The sequence below is a fragment of the Mycobacterium paraintracellulare genome (assembly GCF_000276825.1).
GTDB lineage: Bacteria > Actinomycetota > Actinomycetes > Mycobacteriales > Mycobacteriaceae > Mycobacterium > Mycobacterium intracellulare.
In genome coordinates this window covers 2,569,542-2,596,191 of the sequence record NC_016948.1, presented here as the reverse complement: position 1 = coordinate 2,596,191, position 26,650 = coordinate 2,569,542, and the positions used below count along the sequence as shown (strand labels likewise).

Below are 26,650 nucleotides of genomic sequence, written 5' to 3'. Positions count from 1 at the left end.
AAGACGAAAGGGATCAGATGACGGTGCAGGCGGTACTGGACGACCTTCGAAAGCGACCCGGAACGGGTGACGTCATCACGGTCATCGATCCCGCGACCGAGGAGACGATCACCGAGTTCACCGACTGCGGGCAGGAAGCGGTCAACGAGGCCGCCGCGCGGGCGAAGGCGTCGTTCGAGTCCGGCGTCTGGTCCGAGCTTCCCGGCCGCGAGCGGGCCAAGATCTTGTGGCGGATTGGGGATTTGATCGACGAACACGCCGAAGAGTTCGCCCAACTCGACTCCCTGAACACGGGAATGCCCTTGATGCAGGCCCAGTTACAGATGTCCACCTGTTCGGAGTTCTTCCGCTACTACGCCGGTTGGTGTTCGAAGATCAACGGCGTCGCCTACGACGTCAAGACCGACGGCATCGCGACCGACAACTACGTCAACATGCACGCCTACACGCTCAAAGAGCCGTACAGCGTGGTGGGGCTGATCTTCCCGTGGAACGGCCCGATCTTCAACGCCAGCGCGAAACTCGCGCCGGCCCTGGCCGCGGGCGGCAGCCTGCTCGTCAAGCCCGCCGAGGAGACGCCGCTGTCGGCGCTGTTGTTGGACAGGCTCATCCACGAGGCCGGCGTTCCCGAGGGCGTCGTCAACCTGCTGACCGGTTACGGCCACACCGCGGGCGCCGCGATCACCGCGCACCCCGACGTCGAGAAGGTCGCCTTCACCGGTTCGACCGAGGTCGGTAAGGAGATCGTGCGTGCCTCGGCGGACAACCTGAAGAAGGTCACGCTCGAACTCGGCGGGAAATCGCCGGTGCTGATCTTCGACGACGCCAACCTGGACAACGCCATCATGATGGCGTCGCTGGGCATCTTCGTGCACTCCGGCCAGGGCTGCGTGTGCGGGTCGCGCATCTTCGCCCAGCGCGGGGTCTACGACCGGGTCGTGGAAGGCATTGCGATGATGGCGAATTCGTTCAAGCTGGGCGCCCCGAGCGAAGAGGGCTGCGTCAGTGGCCCGCTGATCAGTCAGAAGCAGCTGAACCGGGTGATGGGATTCATCGACGAAGGCAAGAAGGACGGCGTGGAAGTGGTCACCGGGGGCCACCGCCTGGACCGCAAGGGCTACTTCGTCCACCCGACGGTGCTGACCAACGTGGACCCAGGCATGCGCCTGTACCAGCAGGAGATCTTCGGGCCGGTGGTCACCATCCTGCCGTTCGACGACGAGGACGAGGCCGTGGCCCTGGCCAACGACACCACCTACGGCCTGGCGGCCACCGCGTGGACGGAGAACCTCGGCCGGGCCCACCGCATCATGAGGCGGCTGCAGGCCGGCAGCGTTCAGGTCAATTGCCAGTTGGTCTTCGACCACGATGTGCCCTTCGGCGGCTACAAGCAGTCCGGCTGGGGCCACGAGTTCGGCAAAGAGGGCCTTGAGATCTACCTGAAGACGAAGTCGGTCTGGGCGCAGCTGTAGATCCCGGTCGGACCCCGCCGCGGGCAATCCGACGCGCGAGAGTGCAACTGCCGACACGCTTTCCGAGAGAGACCGTCGGAGTCGCACTCTCGCGCGAAAGCCGCGCGGGCGGGGCCGGTCAGTAGGGCGGCGACGAGGTGCTATAACGCAACGTATGTCTGGCCCCGCGCACGCGATCACCCATGTTTCGGACACGGCCCGGTGGACGGCATTGCACCGGGCGACCGAATCGGCGCGCCCCGACGCGTTGTTCAGCGACCCGCTCGCCGGACTCCTGGCCGGTGACCACGGCCGCGCGATCGTCGACAACGTGCCCCGCATGACCCGCAATGGCTGGTGGCTGGTCGCGCGGACCAAGATCATCGACGACGCCATCGCCGACGCGATCGCCGACGGATGCGACCGGGTGCTGAATCTGGCCGCCGGGCTGGACACCAGGCCGTACCGGCTGGACCTTCCCCCCGACTTCGTCTGGGTGGAAGCGGATCTGCCGAAGCTGCTCGCCGAAAAGACGCAGGTGCTCGCCGAGCAGGTGCCGCGCTGCCGGTTGACGCGAACCGCCGTCGATCTCGCCGACCCTCAGGCCCGCGACGCCTTCCTGAACGAGGCGCTCGACGGCGCAACCAAGGCGCTGGTGCTGACCGAGGGCCTGCTGATGTATCTGGACGACGCTGACGTGACCGCCCTTTCCGCGGCGATCACGCGGTCCGAGGTCCACTGGTGGATGCTCGACTTCGCCGGGCCCGGTTTGAAGAAGATGATGAACAAGACGATGGCGGGCATGTTGCAGAACGCGCCGTTCAAGTTCGCACCCGAGAACGGGCTGGCCTACTTCGAAAACCTCGGCTGGCGCACCGTCGACGTGCAAGCGCTGTATCTGGCCGCCCACCGCATGCGTCGCCTACCGCTGGTGATGCGCCCGCTCGCGTGGCTGCCGCAGCCGGATCCCCGCCGTCCGGGTGGCCGGGCCTGGAGCGCGACCGCCCTGCTGACGCACTGAGCGCGCCCGTCTACCAGACGCGGATCCAGTCGATGAGCATGTCGGCGGGGTAGGTGCCGGGGCCGGGGTCACCGCCACCCGAGCCGGCCACCGCCAGGTTGAACACCGGATAGGCCGTGTAACCCGCCCCGTTGAACGGCCAATCGGGCAGGGCACTGGCCGGCACGTCGAAGTAGGGTTGCGCGCCGTCGGCGTAGTCCTTCCAGAACCGGATGCCGGCCTCGTCCCACTGGCATCGCCAGGTGTGCCATGCGCTGTCCACCGCGATGTTGTGGGTCTTCCACTCGCCCCCGTTGGCCTTGGCGTGGACGGTGGTGGCCGAGGGCCAGTTGCCGTTGCCGTACCACTCCATGACATCGATCTCGCCCTGGTCGTCGTTGCCCAGCCAGTAGGCGGGCCAGGCGCCCGCGGTCAGGCAGTTCAGCTTGATCCGGGCTTCCCAGGTGTGGCCGACCCCGCCGCGCCAGGTGCTCTGAACCTTGCCGCTGTAGTAGGTGGGTCCGTCCTTGGCGGCGCGCAGGACCAGATTGGACTTGCCGTCCAGGAACACGTTCCGGCGATCATCGCGGTACTGGCCGATGTTCTCGGGTCGCTCCCAATAGGTCGGGTCCTTGATCGTCTCGCGGGCTTTCGCCACCACCCACTTGGACGCATCGGGTGCAGAACCGGCAGGGCCGTCGAATTCGTCGGCGAATATGTAGGTCCCGGACTGGCCGCTGGGCGCGGCGGGCGCCGGTATCCGACCGGCGGGTTCATCCCGTCCGGCCGGGGAGGCCCAGGTTTTCGGGGCCGGCAGCGCGGCTGCCAGCACGCCGATTCCGGTTGTCAAAATCATGCGGCGGCGATCGATCTCCGGCATAAGCAAGGGACCCTAGCAGCCGGCCGTGCACGACGGTAAACGGGAATTGTCGGAGCCTGCCGCTACGGTTCGAATCACGGTCGGCCGAGCGCGGGCCGGCGGCACGGCAGGGGCACCCGGATGAGATTTGGGAATTCACGGTCAATTCTCATCTAGGGGGATGGTTTGGTCTCAGGATTCGGCGGGCATTCTGGGATCACGATCCAATAACCACTGTCCTAGCTTTGCGGGTGGTCTGAGAGGAGTGACGATCGTGGCGAATACCCAAGAAGGCACGGTTATTTTCCTTCAGTCCCACCCGGTATGGGCCGCCGCCCAACGTCGTGAACGCGAACGTAGCGAGGCGATGCGTCGCCATCCTTCGTTTCGGACCCGTCAGCGCGCAGCGGTCTCGGGCAATGCGGTTATTCCCTTGATCCGCAATTTCAAGGCCTACTCGAGCACAAACACCCCGGCCTGATCTCTTTCGGGTTCGCTGGGTGCCTGGCCATCACGCGCACCCCACGCGGCTGCCCATGGCCCGGCGCAGATACGTCCGTGGGCGGCGACGACGGAGTCCAGCGCATCACACTCTTATCCTCGACCGCTTGGTCGCCGCGGCCGCGGGCACCAAACCTTTCACGAATGTCGTCACGTGAACAATGGCGTTGTCGATCATCGTGTATTGCGAGATATAGTCCTCGATTGATTTGAGCGTAGTTTGGCGCTCGCCAATGCGTTTTGCGCGCCCCTGTTACCGAATTCTCTTGGCCGCCGCGACGGCAGCAGTCCGCTGTTCTGATCCCCGGACGCCCGAACGCTCACTCCGCCGACGACGTGTTGGTCGCCTCGGTCGCCGCATAAGAGCCGGCGCTGGCGGCCAGCATCACCACGATCAGGTCTTGGATCGCGGCCGCGCGCGCACTCAGTTCCTGAAACCGTTGAGCATGAGCCGCAAATCGCACCGCGGTCAACATTGAAACCTCATCTGCCGCGGCCGGAACGACCGCGACCGTCGGGGCCGCCGCGGCGGTGTTCTCAGCTTTGAGTGCCGCGCCGATCGATTGCAGGTTTGCGGCCGCGGCCGACAGCTTGTCTGGAGCAGAAGATGCGGACGACATCTGACTTCCCTTCAGTGGACTGGACCCCCGGACCAACACACCGACGTGTCCGGTTGCCCCGAGACGGTATTTATCGCGAAGCGACACGTTCAACGCGTCCGCTGCCGTGAAAAAGGGCTGAACTTTGCCTTTCGTACACGCTCTCATTGATTTTAATTGGCCCGACTATGGTTCGATAAACTCAACTACGGGAGCTCTGAATTTGCTATGGAAATATATGTTCACGACGCGAAAACATATACTGTCGCTGAACATATGTGTCCTATTTGAATAGTTGTTCAGACATTGACGCCGCGCGACTTGGAGGGTTCGTCGACCTAAGCGGGGCGGCGGCCACACCCCGCGGTCGCGGTATTTACACGCATCCCCAGAGCTACTACCGTTTGTAGTAGTCGCTAGTTGGGAGAAGCCGATGTCCGGCAACTGGGATGCGGTGACAACACAGCGTCCGATACCAACGGCGACGTGAACCGTCCCGCGTTTGATGCGCACCTCTCTTCTTGGGAAGGTGCATGTCGTGGCGAGCAAGTACGACCCGGAGACCCGGGCCAGGGCTGTGCGTTTGGTGCTGGATCATCGTGATGACTATCCAAGCGAGTGGGCGGCGATCACTGCGGTGTCTCAGCGGCTGGGGATGACCGCCGAGACGCTGCGAAGTTGGATCCGTCGGCATCAGGTCGACGAGGGTGAGCGCGACGGTGTGTCCAGTGACGCTGCGGCGCAGATCCGCGCGCTCAAGCGCCGTAACGCCGAGCTGGAGCAGACCATCGAAATCCTCAAAGCGGCAACGAGTTTCTTCGTGCGGGAGAGCGACCCGCGCAACCGCCGCTGACAGCCACGGTCTGCGAGTTCATCGCCGAGAACAGGGACCGTTTCGGGGTCGCTCCGATCTGCCGCGTGCTCTCCGAGCACGGGATGCCGATCGCCCCGAGAACGTTTCACGCCTGGGCTACGCGGGCGCCCTCGAAACGGGCCCTGTGGGATGCCACGATCACGCAGATCCTGGCCGGCTGCTACGAGCCCGACGAGCAGGGCCGCCGCAAACCGGAGTCGCTGTACGGGTCGCTGAAGATGTGGGCCCATCTGCAGCGCGAGGGCATCCCGGTGGCCAAGTCCACGGTGGAACGGCTGATGCGTAAAAACGGCTGGCAGGGCGTGCGACGCTGCAAGAAGGTGCGCACCACGATCCCGGACCCGGCCGCGGTGCGGCCACCGGATCTGGTGGACCGCCAGTTCGCCGTGCCCGCTCCCAACCTGCTGCTCGTGGCTGACTTCACCTACGTGAAGTTGGTGACCGGGATCTTCGTCTATGTCGCGTTTGTCATCGACGCTTATGCCGGAGCCATCTTGGGGTGGGAGGCGTCGGCCTCCAAGCACACCCGCTTCGTCGAATCAGCCATCCGTCAGGCCGCCGCACTACGCCGCCGCCAGGGGCATCCGATCGACGGTGCGATCCACCACAGCGATGCCGGGTCGCAATATACGAGCGTGAGATTCGGTGAGACACTGAGTCTTTCGGGGATCCGACCGTCGGTCGGTAGTGTCGGTGACGCCTACGATAACGCGTTGGCCGAGACCACGATCGGGCTCTACAAAAACGAGTGCGTCCGAGCCGACTCCCCGTTCCGCCGCGGCAAGCTCAACACCGTGGGCGACGTCGAGTACATCACCGCCGACTACGTCGCCTGGTACAACCAGCAGCGCCTCATGCACCGCCTCGGACGCATCCCACCCGCCGAAGCCGAGACCCGCTACTATTCCCAACTCGTGACCGACCAATCGGCCGGCTCACAGAACCCCGAGGGTGCATGAAACTCGGGATGGTTCAACGATCGGGTTCGTCGCCGCCTTTGCAGTGCACGCGATCGACCATTTCCGGCGCGGGATGTCGGCATCGCCGCCGGCGGTCATGGTCGGCGGAACGCTCCAGGGCCTGATCGTGGTAATCGCCCTCGCGCTGATATTGCGCGGCCACCCCCTGGGCGTCCCGGGTCGCGATCGTCGTCGGATTCGGCAGCGCGACCCTGTTCGTCTACGCGGGCGTGCTGCCCACGTTTCTTCCCGGCTACCAGGACAGCTTCACCGCGGGACCGCGGATCAATGTCACCTGGTTCTCCTCGCTGTCCGCCGTCGGTGAGATCGGGGCCGGGCTGATCCTCGGCGTCGTGGGTCTGCGAGCGCGGCGCCGGGCGGCCGTCGAGCCGCCCGACCACCCCCGCGCAATCGCCTAGGCCCGCAAGCGGCGACCGGGTCTCCCACCGCGATAGTCAGTCATCCGGCGACGTGGCGGCACCGATGTCGAGCACACCGCCGCCTTCCGGATCGACTACCTCGACCGTCGGGTCCTCGACGTCGTCAAATTCCAGCCGCAAGGCCCGAGACATGATCGCGTGCATCACGTACATGGTTGTGGTGTAGGTGAACTCGAGGATCTCGGTGTCGCTGAAGATTTCCCGCAGTTGGGTCATCAGCCGCTCCGGAACCCGGCCATGCTGTCCCGCAAGGCAATCCGTGTAGGCCAGGAGCAGCCGCTCGGTCTGGTCGAAGCAGTCGGCGGTCTGCCAGGACGGTATGGCAGCGATCTTCTCCTCGGATAAACCCGCCGATCGGCACGCTTTGCAGTGTTGCGAGAAGACGAACTGGCTCCCGACCACCCAGCCCGCGCGGATCTGGCCCAGTTCGCGGTGGTCGGCGCGGATGGAAACCTCTTCGCGGTACAGGCGGAAGCCACGCACGGCGTGGCGCAGGGCGGCGGGGGATTGCGCCATCACCGTCCACCAGTTGCCGGGAGTGCCACCGATGGTGCCCGGCTCGGCCACCGGGTCGCGATCGCCGAACATGAAGTCATACATCTTCAGCGTGAATTCGTCGCTGACTTCGTCCCGTGGGATCGGCTTCAGACGCGGCATCGCGTCTCCTCTCAGCTGGCGGCACGAATCGGGCATACGCAGTCGGATCGATCTTAGGTTCCGCGCGGCGTCAACGTAGTTGGCAGCAACGACAGACGGCAAGAGCGGTCTGGCGTCTGGTCGGCGCGCCGAATCGGGTACCGCCCGGCGCGCCTGGCTCAGAGCTTGCCGGCGACGAAGTCGGCGGCCTGGTTGGCCATGCCCGCGTCGATGTACGCGCCGGCGAGATGCTGGGGCCAGTTCTGCTTCCACGTGTTCGGGTCGGCCGGGTTGCAGATCGGGTCGGCGCCGTGGCACAGCTCGATGGTCCGGTCGTTATAGGTCGGGTTGAAGTTGGTGATCGGACCCACCCACTGACTTCCGTTGCCGAACAACGCGACCGCGGCGATGTGCTGGTCGACGCCGGGCGGCAGGGGGCTGTCGAAACCGAACGCGCCGATGGGCGCCGCGAGCACGACGTCGGTGACCGCCGCGCCCAGCGAGTAGCCGCCCAGCACCAGCCGGGTGTCGGGGCAACTGTTGACCATGTCCTGGATGTGGTGGCTCATGTCGTTGGCGCCCTGCGCGACCTCGGTGTCGGCGGGGTATCGCACGGCATAGGCGTCGACGGTCCTGTTCACCTTGGATCGCAGCGCGCTGATGAACGCGTTGCCCAGCACGCCCGGTCCCGGCGATTCGTTGCGGCCGCGGGCGAACACGACCTGCACCGGCGCGCAGGCCGCGGCGGCCGATGGCGCCGCGAGCGGCGACGCGGGCGGAAGGGCCGCGGTGGCCAGCACCAGGGTGGCCGCGGTGGTCACCGCGGCAAGGCCGACGGCAGCGAATTTACGGATAGGCAAGGCGCGCACGCCCATGATGGTAAAGCGATCCCGCCGGGCCCGCTGGCCGGCCTGCACGCAGACCTCGCGTGATCGCTCAGCGCGAACATCGACCACGGTAACGGTGGCGCCGATCCAGGCGATAGGTTCAGCTGATGGATCACGTCGACGCGGGTGCGCCCGAGCGCTTGTTCGCCCTGGCCGAACGGGTACAGGGTTTCATGCCGGCCGACGAGGGGCGCGCGCTGTACGACGCCGCGCTGCGCTATCTCGGCGGCGGCACCGGCGTCGAGATCGGCACGTACTGCGGCAAATCCACCCTGTTGCTGGGCGCGGCGGCGCAGCAAACCGCGAGCGTGCTCTACACGATCGACCACCACCACGGCTCCGAGGAACATCAGGCGGGCTGGGAATTCCACGACGCCTCGCTGGTCGACGAGGTCACGGGCTTGTTCGACACCCTGCCGACGTTTCGCCGCACCCTCGACACCGCCCAGCTGGACGACCACGTCGTCACGATTGTCGGCAAGTCGCCACTGGTGGCGCGGGCATGGCGGGCGCCGCTGCAGTTCCTGTTCATCGACGGCGGCCACAGCGAGGACGCCGCCAACCAGGACTTCGACGGATGGGCCAAGTGGGTGGCCGCCGGTGGGGCGCTGGCCATCCACGACGTCTTTCCCGACCCCAAGGACGGTGGGCGGCCTCCGTACTACATCTACTGTCGCGCAATCGATTCCGGGAAGTTTCGGGAGGTGTCGGCCACCGGGTCGCTACGCGTGCTCGAACGCGTCAGAGGCCAGCCCGGGGAACCCATTTAGCGGACAGTCTCCGGCTACCGGCCGGGCCCGGCTGCGACGCATTCGCAGTCGAAGTCGGTCTGCAGGCCCATCGGCAGCGCGTCGCCGCGGAAGATGCCCGCGCCGGCGGTCGCATTCGACAGGGCGTCCGCCGCCAGGATCATCGCGGCGCCGGTCCAGGTGGTGCGCTCCTCGGGCCACCGTTTCCCGTCCGCGAAAACCAGGCCCGTCCAATAGGATCCGTCGCTTTCGCGAAGGTGCTGCATGGCGGCGAACTGGCGGTGAGCCTCGGAGCGCTGGCCGAGGGCATCCAGCGCCATCACGAGCTCGCAGGTCTCGGCCCCGGTCACCCAGGGGCGATCGCCGACGCATCGGATGCCCAGACCGTCGACGACGAAGTCGTCCCAGCGCTGCTTGATGCGCGCGTCCGCCGCCGGCCCCCGCAAGGCACTGCCGAGGATGGGGTAGTACCAGTCCATCGAGTAGCGCTCTTTTTCGGTGAACGCCTCCGGATGGTCGGTGATGGCGTGGCCCAATCTGCCCACCGCCAATTCCCACTCGGGCTGCGGGTCCTCGACGAAGGCCGCCAGCGCGAGCGCGCAGCGGATGCTGTGATACACGCTGGAGCACCCGGTCAGCAAGGCTTCCGGTAGCAGACCGGCCTCGCTTCGCGCCCAAGCGATTTCACCGTTGCCGACCTGCATGTCGATGACGAAATCAATAGCCTTGCGCACCGCCGGCCACATGTCGGCCGCGAACGAGGCGTCGCCCGTGACCAGTACGTGGTGCCAGACACCGGCGGCGATGTAGGCGCAGAAGTTGCTGTCGCTGTTGGCGTCTTCGATCACGCCCGCCCGAAACTGGATGGGCCAGGAGCCGTCGGACCGCTGGGTGCGGCGGCTCCAGTCGAAGGCCGCCCGCGCGGGCTCCAGCAGTCCGGCGGTGGTGAGCGCCATCGCGCACTCCACGTGATCCCACGGGTCGGTGTGGCCGCCCTCGAACCAGGGGATGGCGCCCGAGGATTCCTGTGCGGCGGCAATCGACAGCGCGGTCTGTCGGCATTGTTCGGGAGTGAGCACCCCCGCGACCGCGGGCAGGTTAGACCGTTGCAACTGAATATCCCGCGCTCGGTTGGCTATCGGCGTCCTGCTGTTTGACGAAGTACATCGCCACGCTCTTGCCGACCAGCGGATTGAGCAGTGACTCGGCAAGCTGGGTGATCTTGGGTCGCTGCATCAGATCCCACACCAGAAGTTTGTGGTAGGCGGTCACGGCCCGGTGGTCGGTGTTCGAGACGCCCACAGCGCATTTCAGCCACCAGAAGGGCGAGTGCAGCGCATGCGCGTGATGGGTATGTGTCAGTTCCATTCCGCCATCGAGGATCTTGCCGCGCAATTCGTTGGCCCGGTAGATGCGCACGTGGCCGCCCTCGTTGGCGTGGTATTCGTCGGACAGCAACCAGCACAGGCGTTCGGGCAGCCAGCGCGGCACACTGACCGCCAGCGTGCCGCCGACTTTGAGCACCCTGATCAGTTCGGCGATGGCGATGTCGTCTTGCGGTATGTGCTCCAGAATCTCCGAGGCGATGACACAGTCGAATGTCTGATCGGCGTACGGCAACGTGAGCGCATCACCGACCACCACCTTCGCCGACGCTCCGGCGGGCGCCTCGCCGTTGTCGGCCATCGCGCGCAAAATGGTGTCGACCGACCGTAATTCGTCCTCGTCGCGATCGAAGGCGACGACGTCGGCGCCGCGTCGATACGCTTCGAACGCGTGCCGGCCCGCGCCGCAACCCACGTCGATGACCTTGCTCGACGGCCCGATCCCGAGCCGGTCGAAATCGACTGTCAGCATGTCGCCTCGCCCCGCGCGGTACGGGCGATCGCCCGCTCGTAGACCCGGACGGTCTGGGCGGCGACGGCTTCCCAGCTGAACACGTCGACTGCGCGTGTTCGTCCCGCCCTGCCGAGGTTGCGGCGCTTTTCCGGAGAATCCAGGAGTTCGGCGAGCGCGTGGGTCAGTGCGTCCACGTCGGCGGGCGGCACCAGCTCGGCGCAAGCGCCGTCCGTCCCAAGGACTTCCGGCAGCGCGCCCACCCGGCTGGCGACGATCGGGGTGCCGCTGGCCATGGCTTCCACGGCCGGCAGCGAAAACCCTTCGTAGAGCGACGGAATGCACGCCACCTCCGCGGACGCGAACAACGCCGCGAGCTCGGCATCCGAGAGCCCGCTGGTGATGTGCACGATGTCGGAGATCCCGAGTTCGGCGATGAGCTTGTGGGTCGGGCCGTTGGGTTCGACCTTGGCGACGAGCCGTAACTCGAGATCACGGACGGTGCGCAGCCTGGCCACCGCCTGCAGCAGGGTACGGACGCCCTTGAGCGGGGTGTCGGCGCTGGCGATCGCGATGATGCGACCCGGTTCCCGCGGGCCGGAGCCCGGTTTGAACAGCTCGGTATTCACCCCGAGCGGCACCACGTGCAGCTGGTCCGGCGAGACGCCGAAGTCGCTGATGATGTCGGCGGCCGAGGACGACGAGACAGTCAACAGGTCGGGGATGTGGCGGGCGACCTCCTGCTGCATGTCCAAAAACCCATACCAGCGGCGCACCAACGGTTTTCGCCACCATCGCGCCGCGGCCAGATCCAGCACCCGATCGCGGGTGATCGGGTGGTGCACGGTGGCCACCACCGGCAGTCCCGCGCCCGCAATGGTGAGCAGCCCGGTGCCCAGGCTCTGGTTGTCGTGCACGACGTCGAAATCGGCTGCCCGCTCGGCCAATAACCGCGCGGCCCGCATCGTGAACGTCCGCGGTTCGGGAAAGCCCGCGGTCCACGTGGTCAGCAATTCCAAAAGGTCGATGGAGTCGCGAATTTCGCTCGGCCGCGGCACCCGGAAAGGGTCGGGTTCCCGATACAGATCAAGGCTCGGAACCTCGGTGAGCCGGACCCGAGGGTCGAGCAGGTCGGGATACGGCTGCCCGGAAAACACCTCGACGTCGTGACCGAGTTCCACCAGACCGTGGCTGAGATGGCGCACGTAGACGCCCTGTCCGCCGCAATGGGTCTTACTACGGTAGGACAGCAGGGCAATTCGCATACTCAACTCTTCTTTGCTGGAAAATGACCGCGGAAAGGCGCCGAATCCATCGCGGTCAACGGGCTCCCGAACTCCGTGACAGCAAACTGGACATGTGTCCAGACTATAGTTCGATCACCTAAGCGAGCGCAACGAGCCCGAAATCCTCCGTCTCGCGCGGAGACGGCCCCCGGGATGTCCGACACGCAAAGATCATGCCACTGGCGGAGGGCCGCCGGCTTTCCGGCCGGGGACCTGCCGGTGCTGACCGGCGAAAATGAGCGGCCCGCGGCCTTTGTTACCATCGCGCGGTGCGGGATTCGGCTGCACCGGCGGGACACGCGCCGCGATCTGTCTCCAGACGCGACGTCCTGAGGTACGCGTTCGCCCCGACCATCCTCGGCCTGGCGGCCGCGATGGCCGAGGGACCGACGGCGGCGGCCGCCGGACTGACGCTGATCGATTTCGCCGAGAAGAGGATCGCGCCGGACGAAATCAAGGCCGCGGGATACGGCGGCGTGGTCAATTACGTGTCGGAGTCGCGGCCTGGCGCGAACTTCGAGGCGAAGCCCATCACCCGCCCGTACGCGGACTCGCTGCGCGCGGCGGGCCTGCAGATCGTCAGCAACTTCCAGTACGGCAAGCCGGGTTGGCCCGACCCGTCGGACTGCACCCGCGGGCACGAGGGAGGCGTCGCCGACGCTCAAGCGGCGATGCGGCTGCACACCGCGGCCGGGGGACCGGACTCGGCGCCGATCTTCTTCAGCATCGACGACGACATCGACGAGAACACCTGGAATGGCGTTGCCGTCGACTGGTTTCGAGGGATCAACTCGGTGCTGGGCGTCGGCCGCACCGGCATCTACGGGCACGCCAGGGCGTGCGGCTGGGCGATCCGCGACGGCGTCATCGGGAACTCCAGCACGCCGGGGCACCGGTGGGCGTGGCAGACGCGGTCGTGGTCGCACGGGGAGCGCGAACCGGCGGCGGTGCTCTACCAGGCCGTCGTCAACAGCCCGTCGAACCCGGGCCCGCTGCTCGGCGGGATCAACGTGGACGTCGACGACGTCCTCGCGCCCGACTACGGACAATGGGATCTGGCGCGCTGATCCGAACGCACGACACCCCGCGAACCGGTGGCCCGCGGGGTGTCGCTCGCTATCCGACTGTTATTTAAGGTCGAACCGGTCGCTGTTCATGACCTTCACCCACGCCGCGACGAAGTCCTCCACGAACTTCCCGTGGGCGTCATCCTGGGCGTAGACCTCGACGAGGCCACGCAGCACCGAGTTGGAGCCGAAGACGAGGTCGTTCGCGGTCGCGGTCCACTTGAGCGCGCCGGAAGCCCGGTCGCGTCCCTCGTAGACGTTCTCGGCGGTCTCCGACGCCTTCCACTCGGTGCCCATGTCGAGCAGGTTGACGAAGAAGTCGTTGGTCAACGCGCCCGGCCTGTCGGTGAAGACCCCGTGCTTGCTGCTGCCGTGGTTGGCACCGAGGGCACGCAGACCGCCGACGAGCACCGTCATCTCCGGACCGGTCACGCCGAGCAGGTACGCCCGCTCGATCAGTAGCTGCTCGAGCGGCGCCTTCTCACCCGGCCGGATGTAGTTGCGGAATCCGTCGGCCCGCGGTTCGAGCACCGCGAACGACTCCACGTCGGTGCTCTCCTGCAAGGCGTCGGTGCGGCCCGGCGCGAAGTGCACCGAGATCTCGTAGCCGGCGTCCTTGGCCGCCTTCTCGACGGCCGCCGAGCCCGCCAGCACGATCAGGTCGGCCAGCGAGATCTTCTTGCCACCGGATGCCGAGGCGTTGAAGTCCTGCTGGATCTTTTCCAGCACCGGCAGCACCTTGTCGAGCTCGGAGGGCTCGTTGACCTCCCAGCTGCGCTGCGGCTGCAGGCGCAGCCGGCCACCGTTCGCTCCGCCGCGCTTGTCGGTGTTGCGATAGCTCGCCGCCGCCGACCAGGCCGTCTTGACCAACTGCGGGATGGACAACCCGGATTCGAGCACCTTCTTCTTCAGCGCCGCGACGTCGTTGTCGTCGACCAGCTCGTGGTCGACGGCAGGGACGGGGTCCTGCCACAGCTGCGGCTCGGCGACCCACGGGCCCAGGTAGCGGCTGATCGGGCCCATGTCGCGGTGCAACAGCTTGTACCACGCCTTGGCGAACGCGTCGGCCAGCTCCTCGGGGTGGTCCAACCAGCGCCGCGTGATGTCGGCGTAGATCGGGGACTCCCGCAACGAGATGTCGGTCACCAGCATCGTCGGGGCCCGCCCGGCACCGCCGAACGGGTCGGGGATCGTGCCCGCACCCGCGCCGTCCTTGGCGGTGAACTGCCACGCCCCGGCGGGGCTCTTGGTCAGCTCCCATTCGTAGCCGTACAGCGTCTCCAGGAAGCTGTTGTCCCACTTCGTCGGGGTGGGCGTCCAGACCACCTCGAGGCCGCTGGTGATCGCATCCTTGCCCGAACCGGTGCCGTACGAGCTCTTCCAGCCCAGCCCCTGCTGTTCGATCGGGGCGGCCTCCGGCTCGGGGCCCACCAGGTCGGCGTCACCGGCGCCGTGGGTCTTGCCGAAGCTGTGCCCGCCGACGATCAGCGCGGCGGTCTCCTCGTCGTTCATCGCCATCCGGCCGAACGTCTCGCGGATGTCGATCGCCGCGGCGATCGGGTCGGGCTTGCCCTCCGGGCCTTCGGGGTTGACGTAGATCAGGCCCATGGTCGTCGCGCCGTAGGGCTGCGCGAGCTCGCGCTCACCCGAGTAGCGCTTGTCGGTGCCCAGCCATTCCTCCTCTTCTCCCCAGAGGATCTCTTCGGGCTCCCAGACGTCCTCGCGGCCGAAGCCGAAGCCAAAGGTCTTGAAGCCCATCGACTCCAGGGCCACGTTGCCCGCGTAGGTGATCAGGTCGGCCCAGGAGATCTTGTTGCCGTACTTCTTCTTGATCGGCCACAGCAGCCGCCGGGCCTTGTCCAGGCTCGCGTTGTCCGGCCAGCTGTTCAGCGGGGCGAAGCGCTGCATGCCCTGGCCGGCGCCGCCGCGGCCGTCGTGGATGCGGTAGGTGCCCGCGGCGTGCCAGCTCATCCGGATGAACAGGCCGCCGTAGTGGCCATAGTCGGCCGGCCACCAGTCCTGCGACGTGGTCATCAGCGAGATCATGTCGGCCTTGAGCGCCTCGACGTCGAGCTTGGCGAACTCCGCGGCGTAATCGAAGTCGTCGCCGAGCGGGTTGGACAGCGGCGAGTGCGGGTGCAGCGACGAGACGTCGACCTGGTCGGGCCACCAGTCCCGGTTGGTCAGCGGGGCATGCGCCTTCGGCTTGGGTGAAGGGATTGCTGGGTTTTCGCTTTCGCTCTTGCTAGCCGTCCCGCTGTCTGGTTGGGGTGGGCGGCTACTGGTTGTATCAGATGACACAGCATTCCTTTCGAGGGTGGGTGAATCGGGCTGCGATCACGGGCTGTGATCTAGGAGCCTGCAGTCGAGCAATCGGCGCACAGGCCCCAGTAGATGACTTCGGCCTCGTCGAGAACGAAGCCATCAAGAACGTTGTCGTCGTCCGACGGTGTCAGGCACGGTGCCTCGCCGACGGCGCAGTCGACGTCGCCGATGGTCCCGCAGGACCGGCAGACGACGTGGTGGTGGTTGTCGCCGACCCGCGACTCGTAGCGCGCGACCATGCCCAACGGCTGGATGCGCCGGACCAGGCCGACCGCGGTCAGCGCGTTGAGGACGTCGTACACCGCCTGTCGGGACACATCCGGCAGGCCCACCCGGACCGCCGAGAAGATCGTCTCGGTGTCGGCGTGCGGATTCGCGTCTACGACCTCCAGCACGGCAACCCTGGGGCGGGTGACCCGCAGATCGGCCATCCGCAACCTGTCCGCGTAATCGGCCGTCGATGACACCGCACCAATATGACGCACTTATCTGGAACGAGTCAAGAGTTTCCTGTGAAGTGGGGCACAATTCCGGGTAACGAATGGGCTGCGTCACGTCTGGATCACGTCGCGCGAATGTCAGGTGGGCTTGAGCGCGCTGCCTTCGCGCCACTGGTCCCAGCTCAGCGTCCAGTCGCCGTTCTGCTCCAGCGCCAGCGGCGGCCCGCCACTGTTGCGGACCTCGACCACGTCGCCGGGCACCGAAAAGTCGTAGAACCATTTCGCGTTGTCGGCGTTGAGGTTCAAGCACCCGTGCGAGGTGTCGCGGTGCCCCTGGGCCCACACCGTCGCTTCGAGCTCGTGCAGGTAGATGCCGTCGGTGCTGATCTTGGTGGCGTAGTTGATGGTTTCGCGATACCCGAGCCGGGAGTTCTTGGGCAACCCGAAGGTCGAGGAGTCCATGACGACCGGATTGCCCTTGTCGAGCACGGTGTACACGCCCGGCGGGGTCCACAGCGAGATCTTGCGGCCGCCGACATCTTCGGTGCCGCCCATTCCCATGCTGGTGGGCATCGTGCGCACGAGCGCTCCGTTGTTGAAGACGCTGATCTGTTTGGTGGCGTCGTCGGCGATGGAGACGTGCGCATCCCCGATCCGGAACGAGACCCGACTGTCGTCCTGCCCGAATAGCCCGTCGCCCAAAGCGATTCCGTAGATTTGCGCCTCGGCCGTGATCTGCGTGCCCGGGGCGTAGTAGTGCTCCGGGCGCCAGTGCGCGTTCTGGCCGTCGACCCAGAACCATGAGCCCTCGACCTTCGGGGTGGTGGTCACGGCCAGGTGTCGCTCGGCGGCCGCCCGGTCGGCGATCTGCTCGTCGAAGTGCGCGACGATGACCGTTCCGACGCCGTAGGTGCCGCCGTCGCGCAGCGGCGCCTCCGCGGTGGTGGTGAACGACACCTTGGTCTGGTTGGACGGTCGCAACGTCGTGAACGTCGAGACTTGTTTGGCCGCAACACCGTTGGTGCCGCGACTGGTGACCGTCAGTGTGTAGGTGCGCCCGTAGCCCAACGGGACGGTGGGCTTCCACACCAGGTTGTCCGGGGTCATAACGCCCTGGACCGACGTACCGGCCTCGTTGACCATGTCGACCCCGGCCAGGGTGCCCACCTCGGCCTTGACCATCACGGGAGCGACGGGGTCGACGTCGTGTGCGTCGGGGGCGGGGGTGAACGTCACGTGCGCGGGCCCGGGCGTCGTCGCCGCGGTTTCGGAGTGATGATCCCGCGATGCGATCTGGATCGCGCCGACCACGCCGACAACGACGAACACGACCAGCAGGAGCCGGCGGGGCCAAGGGAATGTCATGGTGTGCACCTGATAACCCGCGACGCCCTGCCCGTAAACGTGCAGGTGTCCTGGGCCGAACGCGCATTGCGGGCGAGAAGATCGCCGGACCTCGCCGTGGGTACACGCCCGGCGCAAAGAATCATGCCGACGCCCGGCCCGCGAGAGATCATGGCTTCATGGCCGACGAGGAACTCGACGATCTTTATGGCGTGCCGCCCAAGGAGTTCACCGCCGAACGCGCCCGGCTGACGGCCGCGGCCAGGAAGCGCGGTGACGACGCCGCCGCCGAACGCATTTCGGCGGCCACCAAGCCGACGACGGCGGCGTGGATCGTCAACCGGCTGGCCCTGCGGCGCAAGGACACCCGCGAGCGCCTGGCCGACCTCGGTGAGCGGTTGCGGGCGGCGCACGCCGCGATGGACGGCGCGCGCATCCGCGACCTGTCGGTCGAGCAACACAAGCTCATCGACGAACTCACGCGCGACGCGCTGCGGGCCGCCGAGGTGAAGCAGCCGTCGGCGTCCGTGCGCGAGGATCTGACCAGTACCCTGCAAGCCGCCGTCGCCGACCCGCAGGTGAGGGCGCGGCTGGGCCGACTGACGCGGCCCGAACAGTGGTCGGGTTTCGGCGCCCTCGGGCAGGCGGCGCCGGAATCGGCGCCCGAGAAACCCCATCGCGGGCGCGTCGAGAAGCTCCGCGCGGCGGTCGCCGAAGCCGAGCGGGCCAAAGCCGAAGCCGACGACAGGTTGTCCGAGCGGGAAGCCCAGCGCGACGAGGCCCGGCGCCGCCGTGACGAGGCGGCGCGGGCGCTGCGGGCGGCCGAGCGCGAACTCGGTAGCGCCGAACACAATTACGAGCGGGCCGAGGAAGCCAGCCGAACCGCCGCCGACTCGCTCACGGAGGCGAAAGCCCGGCTGAAGCGGGGGTGAACGCGCGCGGCGTTTCTTCGTGCCGGGTTGGGGTATCAGCACAGCCGTGACTTCTTTGTGGATGACCGACCGAACCGAACGCCCGTGGGCGGCAAGCCCGCTTGACCGGGGCCCCGCATCCGCCGATGTCATCGTCGTGGGCGCCGGTATCACCGGGCTGATGACGGCGGTTCTGCTGGCCCGCGCGGGCAAGGACGTGCTGGTGCTGGAGGCGCGCACGGTGGGTGCCTGCGCGACCGGGAACACGACCGCCAAAATCAGCCTGCTGCAAGGCAGTCAGCTCTCGAAGGTGCTGCCGCGGCACGGCAGGGAAGTGGCCCGGGCCTACGTCGACGGCAATCGCGAGGGACAGGAATGGGTGCTGGGCCACTGCGAGGCGCACGGGGTGGCGGTGCAGCGCGAGGACGCCTACACCTACGCCCAGTCGGCCCGCGGCGTGCCGTCGGCGCGCGCCGAACTCAAGGCGTGTCAGGCGGCCGGCCTGCCGGCGGTGTGGGAAGACGATGCCGACGTGCCGTTCGACTACCACGGCGGCGTGCGGCTGCCCGACCAGGCCCAGTTCGATCCGATGCCCTTCCTCGACTCGTTGGCCGTCGAGTTGCTCAACCGGGGTGGGCGGCTGGTCGAGGGCACCCGGGTGCGACGAGTCTCCACGCGCGGCAAGGGCGTGCGCGTGCACGTCAACGACGCCGCCCAGCAGGACGTCGAACTTCAGGCCGGCCAGCTGGTGCTCGCCACCGGGATCCCGATCCTGGATCGCGGCGGCTACTTCGCGCGGGTCAAGCCCAGCCGGTCGTACTGCCTGGCCTTCAAGGTTCCCGGCAACATCACCCGGCCGATGATGATCACCACCGATTCGCCGACACGTTCGGTGCGCTACGCGCCCGTCGCGGATGGGGAAAGGCTGATCGTCGGTGGGGCGGGCCACACCGTCGGCCGCGAGAAGAGCCCGTCCGAAGCGCTCGATGAGCTGGCGACGTGGACGCGCAAGCACTTTCCGGGGGCCGTGCAGACCCATTTCTGGTCCGCGCAGGACTACACGCCGATCGACCACCTGCCGTATGTGGGCCCCATCCTGCCGAACAATGAAAACATCTTTGTTGCAACGGGTTTCAACAAGTGGGGCATGACCAATGGCGCCGCGGCGGCCTTGGCGCTGTCGAGCCGGATGCTGGGTGGGCGGATGGATTGGGCGCGCGCGTTCGCCAGCTGGAGTCCGCACGAGCTGACCGGCCTGGCGACGGCGCTGCAGGCCAACCTCGAGGTCGGCTTCAATTTGACCAAGGGCTGGATCACCCCGGCGGCACGCATCGGCCGCCGCAGCCCCGACGGGGAGGGCGGCGTGGTGAGCGGCCCGCCGTGGCAGCTCGAGGCCCGCTGCCGCGTCGACGGCACCGAGCACCGCGTCTCACCGGTGTGCCCGCACCTCGGCGGGATCGTGAATTGGAACGACGCCGACAAGGCGTGGGAATGCCCGCTGCACGGGTCGCGCTTCGCGCCCGACGGCACCTTGTTGGAGGGGCCGGCGACGCGCGATCTGACCGCGTAGACCGCCTGAGCTCAGCCCGCCTTCTCAAAGACGAGCCAGCGCAGCTCGATCGGGCAGTCGTCTCGCTCGACGTCGAACACGTCGATGCCGGTGGCCCACCCCTCGAACCACGCCGTGGGCGGCCACGCCTCGGCGGGCAACCGCGCCTTCTCGTACTCGTAGGCGGAGTCGTCGGCGACGGGCTCGAGCGGCAGGCCCACCGCCGCGCCCTTCACCTCTTCCCGGGTGAAGATCATGCTGTTGCACTGTTGGCCGAGTTGCACCGCGGCGTCGTCGGGCACGTAGCCGTCGCGGGCCAGGAAGGTGTTGAAGACCAGGCGCCCGCCGGGGGCCAGACATTCGGCGGCGAGTTCGAACATCCCGCGCAACTCGTGCGGAGTCCGGAAATCGGGCACCACCTCCGAGAGCACCATCAGGTGGTACCGGGCGTGCGCACCCTCCATGGCGGTGAACACGTCGCTTTGGATGACGTTCACGCGCAGCGCTTCGCGGCCGGCTTCCGCGCGGATGACGTCGGCGAACTTCGCCGTCATCTCCACCGCATCGACCTGGTGGCCGCGGCGGGCCAGGGCCAGGGCGTTGCGTCCGGTTCCCGCGCCGACGTCGAGCACCCGAAAGGCGGCGGGATCGGCCGCCTGCGCGGCGAGGTCCAGCACGCGCGCGTCCGGTTCGGTGCCGAATAGCGGCGGCGGGCGCACGGCGACCCACTGCTCGTAGTCGGCCTCGATCGTCCGCGCGTCGGCCTGGACGCGGAAGTCCACACCGGCCGACCCGAACGGGGAGTGGTACGAGATGACCACGTCGGACCGCGGGGATGCCTTGAACGCCTTCGCCAACTCGGTTTCCAGCGCGGCCCGCAGCTGCGCGGACTGTTCGGGGGTGTACCAGACACCCAGCGTGGCGCACACGTTGGCGCACAATTGCACGTACTCGTCGATCAGGCCCGGCACCGCCGGCACCCGGAGCTGGCCCTCGGCCGACGATCGCCGATACATCCGCCGGATGAGCGCCTCGCGCAGCATCGACGGGTCGAATGATCCCTCCGGCGGTTCGTGCACCAGAACCTTCTACACGACCGATCGGCTTTGCACCACCGCCAAGCCGGTGCGCCTATCAGTCCCGCCGCGCCGTGCGGGCAGCGTCTTCGAGGAGATCGGCGGCGCGGGCGACGCTCTGGGCGGGCTCGGTCACTTGGGTGGCGACCTCGCGCGCCCGTTTGAGGTAGCGGGCATCCAGGACCGAGCGCAGGTCTGCGACCAGTGAGTCCAACGTGGACGCCGAGAACGCCCGCGCCACGCCGACTTCCAACGCGCTGACGGCCTCGGCCCACATCGGCTGATCGAGCCAGAGCCACAGAATCAGCATGGGCACTCCGGCCCGCAGGCCCGCGGCGGTGGTGCCGGCCCCGCCGTGGTGCGCGATCGCGCGGCAGGCCGGAAACACGGCGGCGTGATTCACCTCCGTCACGATCTTGACGTGATCTTCCGGCGGGAGGCCGGTGAAATCGTTTGGGCCGCTACAGATCAACGCCCGCTCGCCCAACCGGGCGCAGGCCGCGCTGATGACGGCGACCGTCTCGGCGGGAAAGGTGACGGGGGTGCTGCCGAACCCGAAGTAGATGGGCGGCGTCCCCGTGGCGATCCAGGACAACACTTCGTCGTCGGCCTCGCCCGGCATGCCCAGCGTCAGCGAACCGACGAAGGGCCGTCGGTACTGCGGGGTTGCCCATTGCTTTGCCAGCTCGGGCACGCACAACGCGTCATAGGCCTGAATCTCCAGCGTCGGCCCCGTGGACGCCACGGCCTGCGCGGGCAAACCGAGCGCTTGGCGTTGCGCGTTCTCGGCCGCGCTGGTGACCTGGGACTGCAACCAGCCGAGTTCCAGGGCGGCCGCCGGGAAGAAGTGCAGCGCGGCCAGCGGAATGCCGAAGCGCTCGGCGACGTTGGCGGCGAGCCTTTGCTCGTTCATCCCGGCCACCAGCAGGCCGGCATCGGTCGCCAGGCGGGCCAGCGTCTCGCTCTTTGCGGCCCAGATGTTGGTGACGCGCTCCATGAGGTGCGGCAAGGCGCTGATCGGATCCTGCACGTTGCGGATGAAGTCGGTGGCGGTGTCGAGCTGCTCGCGGCTGTCGGGCCCGTAGGCGACCGCGGCAAGCCCGGCCGATTCGGCCAAGGCGAGCTTGTCGGGCGGCACCCGCATCACGACGTCGTGGCCCCGGCGTTGCAGCTCCCGCGCGACGGCGGCACAGGGTTCGACGTCGCCGCGGCTGCCGTAGGCGGCCAGCACACATTTCATTAACGGACCTCACTCGCGGTGGTGCCACAAATCCAAGCAGAGCCGGCGGCGCCCAACCTTCTGGGCGCGAGAAGCCCAACCTGACCACGCCTTTTGTTGGTGCCCGGCGGACGCCCCCGTGCCCGAATCGATGCGGCGACGCCCTTGCAGCCCCACCGACCACGCGCCGAAACGATTTGCGCGGCGCGCGCCAAACCCTTGTGAGTTTCCTGTGTCATGTGCCGGTAACCTATCGTTAACCCATCGCAACAATTTCGCTGTATTCGTTAACGTTGGGCCACACTTGCGAAGGTGTGAGACCGATCCCTCAGCAGTCGGGACGGTCTCGTTAGGTCGCCTTCCTTCGCGGTACCGGCGCTGCCCGAAGGAATGCGATTTGTTTGCTGTTCGGCTGGCTACCCCCATACGACGCGCACCGGAGCCGTCGGCGCCCTCGCGGCCATGAAAGCGATCGGAGGAGAACGTGGACTTCGCAGTACTACCGCCGGAGGTCAACTCCGCGCGGATGTACGCCGGTCCGGGGTCGGGACCCATGCTGGCCGCCGCCATGGCCTGGGACGAATTGGCCGCCGCGCTGCAGTCGACGGCGGACTCGTACCAGGCGGAGATCACTGCCCTCACCTCCGGCCCGTGGGTCGGCCCGTCGGCTGCCGCCATGACCGCGGCGATCACCCCTTATCTCGAGTGGATGCGGACCACCGGCGCCCAGGCCGAAGAAGCCGCCACCCAGGCCCGGGCCGCGGCCTTCGCCTACGAGACGGCCTTCGCCGAGACGGTGCCGCCCCCGGTGATCACTGCGAACCGCACCCTGCTGGCGTCCCTCGTCGCGACGAACTTCCTCGGCCAGAACACGCCGGCGATCGCCACGACCGAGACCGAGTATGCGGAGATGTGGGCGCGCGATACCGCGGCGATGTTCGGCTACGCGGGTTCCACGGCGTCGGCGACCAGGCTGACACCGTTTGCCGAGCCCGATCAGACCACCAACTCCGGCGCCGACCAATCCGGAGCCGTGGCCCAGGCCACCGGCACGGCCGCCGGGAGCACACGCAATGCCGTTACGCAGCAATCACTCTCGGCGGTGCCCAACATGCTGAGCCGAGCGTCCCTGGCACCGAACGCCTTGGCCGCCGACCCGTCGCCGGTGGAAGCCCTGGACGTGGGTGCCGATCTCATCACGTATTTTCTGGACGCACCCGGCAGCTTGGTCACGTTTTTCGTCGACGCACCCGCGGCTACGATTGCCCTTCCCTACGACATCGCCGGTGCCCTGACCGGTTTCCACACCGATGACATCGTCAGCGGCTGGGCCGGGGTGCAGTCGTTCCCGGGGACGGGCGCGGTGCCGCCATCGCCATTCCCCGTCATCACTAACCCGGCCGGTGGATTCGGAACTCTCGCGTCAGCGGGGCTGGGGGAGGCCAACACCGTCGGCGGCCTATCGGTACCGCCCGGGTGGACAGCCGCCGCCCCGGCGATCAGACCGGCCGCGCTGGCGCTGCCGGCGACCAGCGTCGGCGCCGCCGCGGAAGCCGCGGCCGCAGCCGCCCCCAGCGGCACCGGGAGCCTGTTCGGCGAGATGGCGGTGGCGAGCATGGCCGGGCGCGCGATGGCCGGCACGAGCGCGTTGGGTCGCGAGCGAAGCCGGGCCGAGACGGCGAAATCCCCGCGCGACCCGAACAAGCGCGACCCGAACAAGAAGGACAAGGCGGACGAGTCCGCAACGACCCCGCAGGTGTCGGCGGGCGGACCGATCACGAGCATCGCCGCCGAGCTGCGCGAGCTGGCATCGCTGCGCGACGCCGGAATCCTCACGCAGCAGGAATTCGAGGAGCAGAAGAAGCGGCTGCTCCCCGGCTGACCCAGCGGTTCCGTTGCCGCCGTTGTGAGAAGTGGTGACGCCCTGCGATTTGGGGCACAGTGGGCAGTGACGCTCGAGTGAAGGTGCCTATGGACACGTCGTCGACCGGCAACGGCCCCGGTGCCGTGCAGATGCGCGTGGAGGCGCTGCTTCGCTACCCGGTGAAGTCGATGCTCGGCGAAACGGTGGATGCCCTGGCGGTCGACGAGCGCGGCGCCGAGGGCGACCGGCGGCTCGCACTCGTGGACGGCGAGACCGGCCATGTGGCCAGCGCCAAGAATCCGCGGCTCTGGCGGGACCTCTTGACGTGCACCGCCCACGCGGGCGCCGACGGCGTGAGCATCAGGCTGCCCGACGGGACGGACGTGGCCTTCGACGACCCCGGTGTCGACGAGCTGATCTCCCGATTGACCGGACGACGGGTCCAACTCGTGGCCCAGCGGCCCGAGGGGGCCACGCTGGTTCGCCCCGATCCGGAGCAACTGCTCGAACTCGGTCTCGACGCCGAGGTCGACGGCCGTATTCTGCGGATCGCCCAGGCCACCCCGGGGGACTCGTTCACCGACGAAGCCCCGCTGCACGCCATCACCACGGCGACCCTCGAGCACATCGGGGTGGAGGCCCTGCGGTACCGGCCGAATCTGGTGATCGCGACACCACCGGACTATCCGCCGTACGTCGAAAACGATTGGGTCGGAAGCGATATCACCGTCGGTGAGGCGCGGCTGCGGGTGCTGACCGCCACGTCACGGTGCGTGGTTCCCACGCTCGAACACGGCCCCCTGCCGCGTGCCCCGCAAGCGCTTCGCATCCCCGCGAAGGAAAACCGGTTGAACACGGGCGGTCACGGGGCGCAGGCCTGCGCGGGGGCCTACCTCTCCGTGGTGACCAAAGGCGTTATCCGCGTGGGTGATCCGGTCGACATCCGGCCGTAGCCGTGGCATCAGCCGCCCAGATTGCGCACCGCCGTGTCGAGGTCTTCGGCCTGCTCGGCCAGCTCACGGTCGGATAGCTCCGCGCGCCCGATGCGCTGCACCAATTCCTGGCGGGTGGCGACCTGCAGGGCGCCTCGATATTCGGCAGAGTTCAGGTCCTCCGGCGTGACGACCGCGGCGCGCCCCTCGACAACCACGAGTGCGGCGTCCTGCTCTTGGCTGGCGAGTAGCCGCCGAACGTCGTCGGCCCCGATGGTCATGAGCCGTCCAGCTGTGACAAACCGTCGATCATGCATGTGGCTATGCCCACTCCGGGGCCGAGGTAATCAGAAAATGTCGTCATCGTTTCCGACCCGCTAGCCTGTCGCCCCAACCATTTTCATCACCAGCAGCACCGCTACCGCGATGAACGCCACGACGAAGATGCCGACGGCGATCACTGTGAGCACCGAGCTGGGCGTGAATCGCCGGGTGTTCGGCGGTTGCGGCTCGGACACACCGGATGTTTGGGGCGCGGCCGGGGGAGTAGCGCCCGGTGCGGTTCCTCCTCCCGGCTCGAGTCCGGGGGTTCGTGCGGGGTCAGGATCGGGAGGTTGCGCGGTCATGGTGGACAGCGCCCCTTTCGCCGCCGGTGATGGTCGATACGCCCGGCCGCATCGCGACCCGGATGCACTTGTCTTTTTTGTTTTTGAACAAGTCGTAGGCCCGCACGCCCTCCTCGAGCGGCACGTCGTGGGTGATCAGTTTCGCCGGGTCCAGGTCGCCCTGCTCGACGTAATCGAAAAGCCGGGTTATGTAGCGTTGTCCGTGTTGCTGCGCCGTCTTCAGCGTCAGGCCTTTGTTGGTCAGGACACCCGTCGGGAATTTGTCGGTCAGCCCGTACACCCCGAGCACCGACACGACTCCGCCCTTGCGGCAGGCCAGGATCGCCTGGCGCAGCGCGGTGGCGCGGTCGGTCTCCATGCGCAGCAGTTGCTTGGCCCGGTCGTAGAGTTGCTGCACGCCGGTGCCGTGACCTTCCATGCCGACGGCGTCGATGCACGCATCGGGGCCGCGGCCGCCGGTCATCTCCCGAAGCGTCTCGTGCACGCTGTCGACCGCGGTATAGTCGATCGTTTCCAAGCCAAAGGCGTTGCGCGCCAGGGCCAGCCGCTCCGGTATGCGGTCGATGACGATGGCCCGCTCGGCGCCCAACAGCAGCGCGCTCCGGGCCGCCATCAAGCCCACCCCGCCGGCTCCCCAGACCGCGACCGTGTCGCCACCGGCGATGTCACAGAAATCGGCGCCCATGAAACCCGTCGGCACCGCGTCGGACAAGAACAGCGCCTGCTCGTCGGCGATGTCACCGGGAATCACGAAGCAATTCGCGTCGGCGAACGGCACCCGGACGTATTGGGCGTGGGATCCGGCGTAGCCCCCGAACGGATGGGTGTATCCGTAGATGCCGCCGGAGGGATAGCCCAGCAACGGCTGCTGCAGCTCGGCGTTGGGATTGGTGGTGTCGCAACACGAATACAACTCGTGATCGCAATACCAGCAGCGGTTGCAGGCGATGAACGACGGGACCACCACACGGTCGCCCACCTTGGTGTCGCGCACCTCGCGGCCCGTTTCCGCCACCATGCCCATGAATTCGTGGCCGAAGATGTCGCCGGCCCGCATGCCCGGCAGGTAGCCGTCGATGAAGTGCAGATCCGATCCGCAGGTCGTGGTGAGGCGGACTTCGACGATCGCGTCGTGCGGATTCAGGATCTTCGGGTCATCGACCGTCTCCACCGAGAGATCGTTGACCCCGTTCCAGCACAGTGCTCGCATGTTGGGCCTT

26 protein-coding genes are annotated in these 26,650 nt (G+C 67.5%); 11 read left to right on the top strand and 15 right to left on the bottom strand.

Annotated elements, in window-relative coordinates:
* Positions 1 to 17 precede the first annotated feature (17 nt).
* Together OCQ_RS12025 and OCQ_RS12020 are read left to right on the top strand one after the other, a co-directional pair.
* Positions 18 to 1,472 (top strand): aldehyde dehydrogenase family protein, encoded by a 1,455-nt coding sequence (locus OCQ_RS12025; protein WP_014384697.1) that lies wholly within the window; start codon positions 18 to 20, stop codon positions 1,470 to 1,472.
* A gap of 154 nt (positions 1,473 to 1,626) precedes the next feature.
* Positions 1,627 to 2,472 carry a class I SAM-dependent methyltransferase gene (locus OCQ_RS12020; protein ID WP_014384696.1) on the top strand — a complete coding sequence of 282 codons (846 nt, stop codon included), beginning with the start codon at positions 1,627 to 1,629 and terminating at the stop codon, positions 2,470 to 2,472.
* 10 nt (positions 2,473 to 2,482) lie between these two features.
* Here OCQ_RS12020 and OCQ_RS12015 read toward each other — a convergent pair whose 3' ends face one another.
* On the bottom strand, positions 2,483 to 3,331 hold the full coding sequence (locus OCQ_RS12015) for a glycoside hydrolase family 16 protein (protein ID WP_014382560.1): 849 nt from the start codon (positions 3,329 to 3,331) through the stop codon (positions 2,483 to 2,485).
* Between the two features lie 253 nt (positions 3,332 to 3,584).
* On the opposite strand from OCQ_RS12015, the gene OCQ_RS26560 reads away from it, so the two are divergent.
* Positions 3,585 to 3,791: a hypothetical protein gene (locus tag OCQ_RS26560; RefSeq protein ID WP_131810880.1), complete on the top strand. Its 207-nt coding sequence runs from the start codon at positions 3,585 to 3,587 to the stop codon at positions 3,789 to 3,791.
* A 340-nt stretch (positions 3,792 to 4,131) separates the two neighbouring features.
* Here the strand turns inward: OCQ_RS26560 and OCQ_RS12010 are convergent, their stop codons facing one another.
* On the bottom strand, positions 4,132 to 4,431 hold the full coding sequence (locus tag OCQ_RS12010; RefSeq protein WP_014384695.1) for a PE family protein: 300 nt from the start codon (positions 4,429 to 4,431) through the stop codon (positions 4,132 to 4,134).
* 517 nt (positions 4,432 to 4,948) lie between these two features.
* Between OCQ_RS12010 and OCQ_RS12000 the strand changes: the two genes are divergently transcribed.
* Both OCQ_RS12000 and OCQ_RS11995 read left to right on the top strand, forming a co-directional pair.
* A protein-coding gene (locus tag OCQ_RS12000; RefSeq protein WP_139826619.1) for an IS3 family transposase occupies positions 4,949 to 6,243 on the top strand; the annotation gives its coding sequence in 2 pieces (ribosomal slippage) (positions 4,949 to 5,222 and positions 5,222 to 6,243; 1,296 coding nt in all).
* 230 nt (positions 6,244 to 6,473) lie between these two features.
* A complete protein-coding gene (locus tag OCQ_RS11995) occupies positions 6,474 to 6,662 on the top strand; it encodes a hypothetical protein (RefSeq protein WP_014384694.1) in 189 nt (62 codons plus the stop codon).
* A gap of 36 nt (positions 6,663 to 6,698) precedes the next feature.
* On the opposite strand, the gene OCQ_RS11990 is transcribed toward OCQ_RS11995, so the two are convergent.
* Together OCQ_RS11990 and OCQ_RS11985 are read right to left on the bottom strand one after the other, a co-directional pair.
* Positions 6,699 to 7,340, bottom strand: a complete 642-nt coding sequence (locus OCQ_RS11990; protein WP_009954843.1) for a carboxymuconolactone decarboxylase family protein — start codon at positions 7,338 to 7,340, stop codon at positions 6,699 to 6,701.
* Positions 7,341 to 7,498: 158 nt separating this feature from the next.
* Positions 7,499 to 8,194 carry a cutinase family protein gene (locus OCQ_RS11985; protein ID WP_201358504.1) on the bottom strand — a complete coding sequence of 232 codons (696 nt, stop codon included), beginning with the start codon at positions 8,192 to 8,194 and terminating at the stop codon, positions 7,499 to 7,501.
* Between the two features lie 119 nt (positions 8,195 to 8,313).
* Here OCQ_RS11985 and OCQ_RS11980 point away from each other — a divergent pair, with 119 nt between their 5' ends.
* On the top strand, positions 8,314 to 8,976 hold the full coding sequence (locus OCQ_RS11980; protein ID WP_008256687.1) for a class I SAM-dependent methyltransferase: 663 nt from the start codon (positions 8,314 to 8,316) through the stop codon (positions 8,974 to 8,976).
* A gap of 14 nt (positions 8,977 to 8,990) precedes the next feature.
* Here OCQ_RS11980 and OCQ_RS11975 read toward each other — a convergent pair whose 3' ends face one another.
* The 3 genes from OCQ_RS11975 to OCQ_RS11965 are packed head-to-tail and all read right to left on the bottom strand — an operon-like array spanning position 8,991 to position 12,056.
* Complete coding sequence (locus OCQ_RS11975) at positions 8,991 to 10,067, bottom strand: hypothetical protein (RefSeq protein WP_008256686.1); 1,077 nt, start codon at positions 10,065 to 10,067, stop codon at positions 8,991 to 8,993.
* Positions 10,054 to 10,812: a class I SAM-dependent methyltransferase gene (locus tag OCQ_RS11970; protein WP_008256685.1), complete on the bottom strand. Its 759-nt coding sequence runs from the start codon at positions 10,810 to 10,812 to the stop codon at positions 10,054 to 10,056. Before OCQ_RS11970 ends, OCQ_RS11975 begins: the two co-directional genes overlap by 14 nt.
* Positions 10,806 to 12,056 carry a glycosyltransferase family 4 protein gene (locus tag OCQ_RS11965; RefSeq protein WP_008256684.1) on the bottom strand — a complete coding sequence of 417 codons (1,251 nt, stop codon included), beginning with the start codon at positions 12,054 to 12,056 and terminating at the stop codon, positions 10,806 to 10,808. Before OCQ_RS11965 ends, OCQ_RS11970 begins: the two co-directional genes overlap by 7 nt.
* Before the next feature lie 290 nt (positions 12,057 to 12,346).
* Here OCQ_RS11965 and OCQ_RS11960 point away from each other — a divergent pair, with 290 nt between their 5' ends.
* On the top strand, positions 12,347 to 13,144 hold the full coding sequence (locus tag OCQ_RS11960) for a DUF1906 domain-containing protein (protein WP_014380139.1): 798 nt from the start codon (positions 12,347 to 12,349) through the stop codon (positions 13,142 to 13,144).
* Positions 13,145 to 13,204: 60 nt separating this feature from the next.
* Here OCQ_RS11960 and katG read toward each other — a convergent pair whose 3' ends face one another.
* The 3 genes from katG to OCQ_RS11945 all read right to left on the bottom strand — a co-directional run bounded on the left by katG (position 13,205) and on the right by OCQ_RS11945 (position 17,274).
* The gene (gene katG / locus OCQ_RS11955) at positions 13,205 to 15,445 is read right to left on the bottom strand and encodes a catalase/peroxidase HPI (protein ID WP_008256682.1); all 2,241 of its coding nucleotides are present in this window, start codon (positions 15,443 to 15,445) and stop codon (positions 13,205 to 13,207) included.
* A 50-nt stretch (positions 15,446 to 15,495) separates the two neighbouring features.
* Entirely contained in the window at positions 15,496 to 15,936 is a 441-nt protein-coding gene (locus tag OCQ_RS11950) for a Fur family transcriptional regulator (protein ID WP_008256681.1), read from the bottom strand.
* Positions 15,937 to 16,047: 111 nt separating this feature from the next.
* Complete coding sequence (locus OCQ_RS11945) at positions 16,048 to 17,274, bottom strand: L,D-transpeptidase (RefSeq protein ID WP_008256680.1); 1,227 nt, start codon at positions 17,272 to 17,274, stop codon at positions 16,048 to 16,050.
* 158 nt (positions 17,275 to 17,432) lie between these two features.
* Between OCQ_RS11945 and OCQ_RS11940 the strand changes: the two genes are divergently transcribed.
* Together OCQ_RS11940 and OCQ_RS11935 are read left to right on the top strand one after the other, a co-directional pair.
* On the top strand, positions 17,433 to 18,185 hold the full coding sequence (locus OCQ_RS11940; protein WP_014384692.1) for a hypothetical protein: 753 nt from the start codon (positions 17,433 to 17,435) through the stop codon (positions 18,183 to 18,185).
* Between the two features lie 61 nt (positions 18,186 to 18,246).
* The gene (locus OCQ_RS11935; RefSeq protein WP_008256678.1) at positions 18,247 to 19,734 is read left to right on the top strand and encodes an FAD-dependent oxidoreductase; all 1,488 of its coding nucleotides are present in this window, start codon (positions 18,247 to 18,249) and stop codon (positions 19,732 to 19,734) included.
* An 11-nt stretch (positions 19,735 to 19,745) separates the two neighbouring features.
* Here OCQ_RS11935 and OCQ_RS11930 read toward each other — a convergent pair whose 3' ends face one another.
* Both OCQ_RS11930 and OCQ_RS11925 read right to left on the bottom strand, forming a co-directional pair.
* Positions 19,746 to 20,756, bottom strand: a complete 1,011-nt coding sequence (locus OCQ_RS11930) for a class I SAM-dependent methyltransferase (protein ID WP_263651982.1) — start codon at positions 20,754 to 20,756, stop codon at positions 19,746 to 19,748.
* Positions 20,757 to 20,847: 91 nt separating this feature from the next.
* A complete protein-coding gene (locus tag OCQ_RS11925) occupies positions 20,848 to 22,029 on the bottom strand; it encodes a glycosyltransferase (RefSeq protein ID WP_014384691.1) in 1,182 nt (393 codons plus the stop codon).
* 463 nt (positions 22,030 to 22,492) lie between these two features.
* Here OCQ_RS11925 and OCQ_RS11920 point away from each other — a divergent pair, with 463 nt between their 5' ends.
* Both OCQ_RS11920 and OCQ_RS11915 read left to right on the top strand, forming a co-directional pair.
* Complete coding sequence (locus tag OCQ_RS11920; protein ID WP_014380131.1) at positions 22,493 to 23,890, top strand: PPE family protein, SVP subgroup; 1,398 nt, start codon at positions 22,493 to 22,495, stop codon at positions 23,888 to 23,890.
* 89 nt (positions 23,891 to 23,979) lie between these two features.
* Positions 23,980 to 24,825, top strand: coding sequence for an MOSC domain-containing protein (locus tag OCQ_RS11915; RefSeq protein WP_014380130.1), 846 nt, complete (start codon positions 23,980 to 23,982; stop codon positions 24,823 to 24,825).
* Positions 24,826 to 24,833: 8 nt separating this feature from the next.
* Here the strand turns inward: OCQ_RS11915 and OCQ_RS11910 are convergent, their stop codons facing one another.
* The 3 genes from OCQ_RS11910 to OCQ_RS11905 all read right to left on the bottom strand — a co-directional run bounded on the left by OCQ_RS11910 (position 24,834) and on the right by OCQ_RS11905 (position 26,640).
* Positions 24,834 to 25,085, bottom strand: a complete 252-nt coding sequence (locus tag OCQ_RS11910) for a hypothetical protein (protein ID WP_008256642.1) — start codon at positions 25,083 to 25,085, stop codon at positions 24,834 to 24,836.
* 96 nt (positions 25,086 to 25,181) lie between these two features.
* Positions 25,182 to 25,430, bottom strand: a complete 249-nt coding sequence (locus OCQ_RS27060) for a DUF6480 family protein (RefSeq protein ID WP_134770564.1) — start codon at positions 25,428 to 25,430, stop codon at positions 25,182 to 25,184.
* A complete protein-coding gene (locus tag OCQ_RS11905) occupies positions 25,405 to 26,640 on the bottom strand; it encodes a zinc-dependent alcohol dehydrogenase (RefSeq protein WP_014380129.1) in 1,236 nt (411 codons plus the stop codon). Before OCQ_RS11905 ends, OCQ_RS27060 begins: the two co-directional genes overlap by 26 nt.
* Positions 26,641 to 26,650: the final 10 nt, after the last annotated feature.

Excerpts from the sequence above, each read along its gene's own strand:
- OCQ_RS11930 (WP_263651982.1), bottom strand. The coding sequence starts at position 20,756 with ATGCTGCGCGAGGCGCTCATCCGGCGGATGTATCGGCGATCGTCGGCC.
- OCQ_RS11985 (WP_201358504.1), bottom strand. The coding sequence starts at position 8,194 with ATGGGCGTGCGCGCCTTGCCTATCCGTAAATTCGCTGCCGTCGGCCTT.
- OCQ_RS11970 (WP_008256685.1), bottom strand. The coding sequence starts at position 10,812 with ATGCTGACAGTCGATTTCGACCGGCTCGGGATCGGGCCGTCGAGCAAG.
- OCQ_RS11965 (WP_008256684.1), bottom strand. The coding sequence starts at position 12,056 with ATGCGAATTGCCCTGCTGTCCTACCGTAGTAAGACCCATTGCGGCGGA.
- OCQ_RS12010 (WP_014384695.1), bottom strand. The coding sequence starts at position 4,431 with ATGTCGTCCGCATCTTCTGCTCCAGACAAGCTGTCGGCCGCGGCCGCA.
- OCQ_RS12020 (WP_014384696.1), top strand. The coding sequence starts at position 1,627 with ATGTCTGGCCCCGCGCACGCGATCACCCATGTTTCGGACACGGCCCGG.
- OCQ_RS11915 (WP_014380130.1), top strand. The coding sequence starts at position 23,980 with ATGGACACGTCGTCGACCGGCAACGGCCCCGGTGCCGTGCAGATGCGC.
- OCQ_RS11945 (WP_008256680.1), bottom strand. The coding sequence starts at position 17,274 with ATGACATTCCCTTGGCCCCGCCGGCTCCTGCTGGTCGTGTTCGTCGTT.
- OCQ_RS11940 (WP_014384692.1), top strand. The coding sequence starts at position 17,433 with ATGGCCGACGAGGAACTCGACGATCTTTATGGCGTGCCGCCCAAGGAG.
- OCQ_RS11990 (WP_009954843.1), bottom strand. The coding sequence starts at position 7,340 with ATGCCGCGTCTGAAGCCGATCCCACGGGACGAAGTCAGCGACGAATTC.
- OCQ_RS11935 (WP_008256678.1), top strand. The coding sequence starts at position 18,247 with ATGACCGACCGAACCGAACGCCCGTGGGCGGCAAGCCCGCTTGACCGG.
- OCQ_RS12025 (WP_014384697.1), top strand. The coding sequence starts at position 18 with ATGACGGTGCAGGCGGTACTGGACGACCTTCGAAAGCGACCCGGAACG.
- OCQ_RS11925 (WP_014384691.1), bottom strand. The coding sequence starts at position 22,029 with ATGAAATGTGTGCTGGCCGCCTACGGCAGCCGCGGCGACGTCGAACCC.
- OCQ_RS11910 (WP_008256642.1), bottom strand. The coding sequence starts at position 25,085 with ATGACCATCGGGGCCGACGACGTTCGGCGGCTACTCGCCAGCCAAGAG.
- OCQ_RS12015 (WP_014382560.1), bottom strand. The coding sequence starts at position 3,331 with ATGCCGGAGATCGATCGCCGCCGCATGATTTTGACAACCGGAATCGGC.
- OCQ_RS11980 (WP_008256687.1), top strand. The coding sequence starts at position 8,314 with ATGGATCACGTCGACGCGGGTGCGCCCGAGCGCTTGTTCGCCCTGGCC.
- OCQ_RS27060 (WP_134770564.1), bottom strand. The coding sequence starts at position 25,430 with ATGACCGCGCAACCTCCCGATCCTGACCCCGCACGAACCCCCGGACTC.
- OCQ_RS11905 (WP_014380129.1), bottom strand. The coding sequence starts at position 26,640 with ATGCGAGCACTGTGCTGGAACGGGGTCAACGATCTCTCGGTGGAGACG.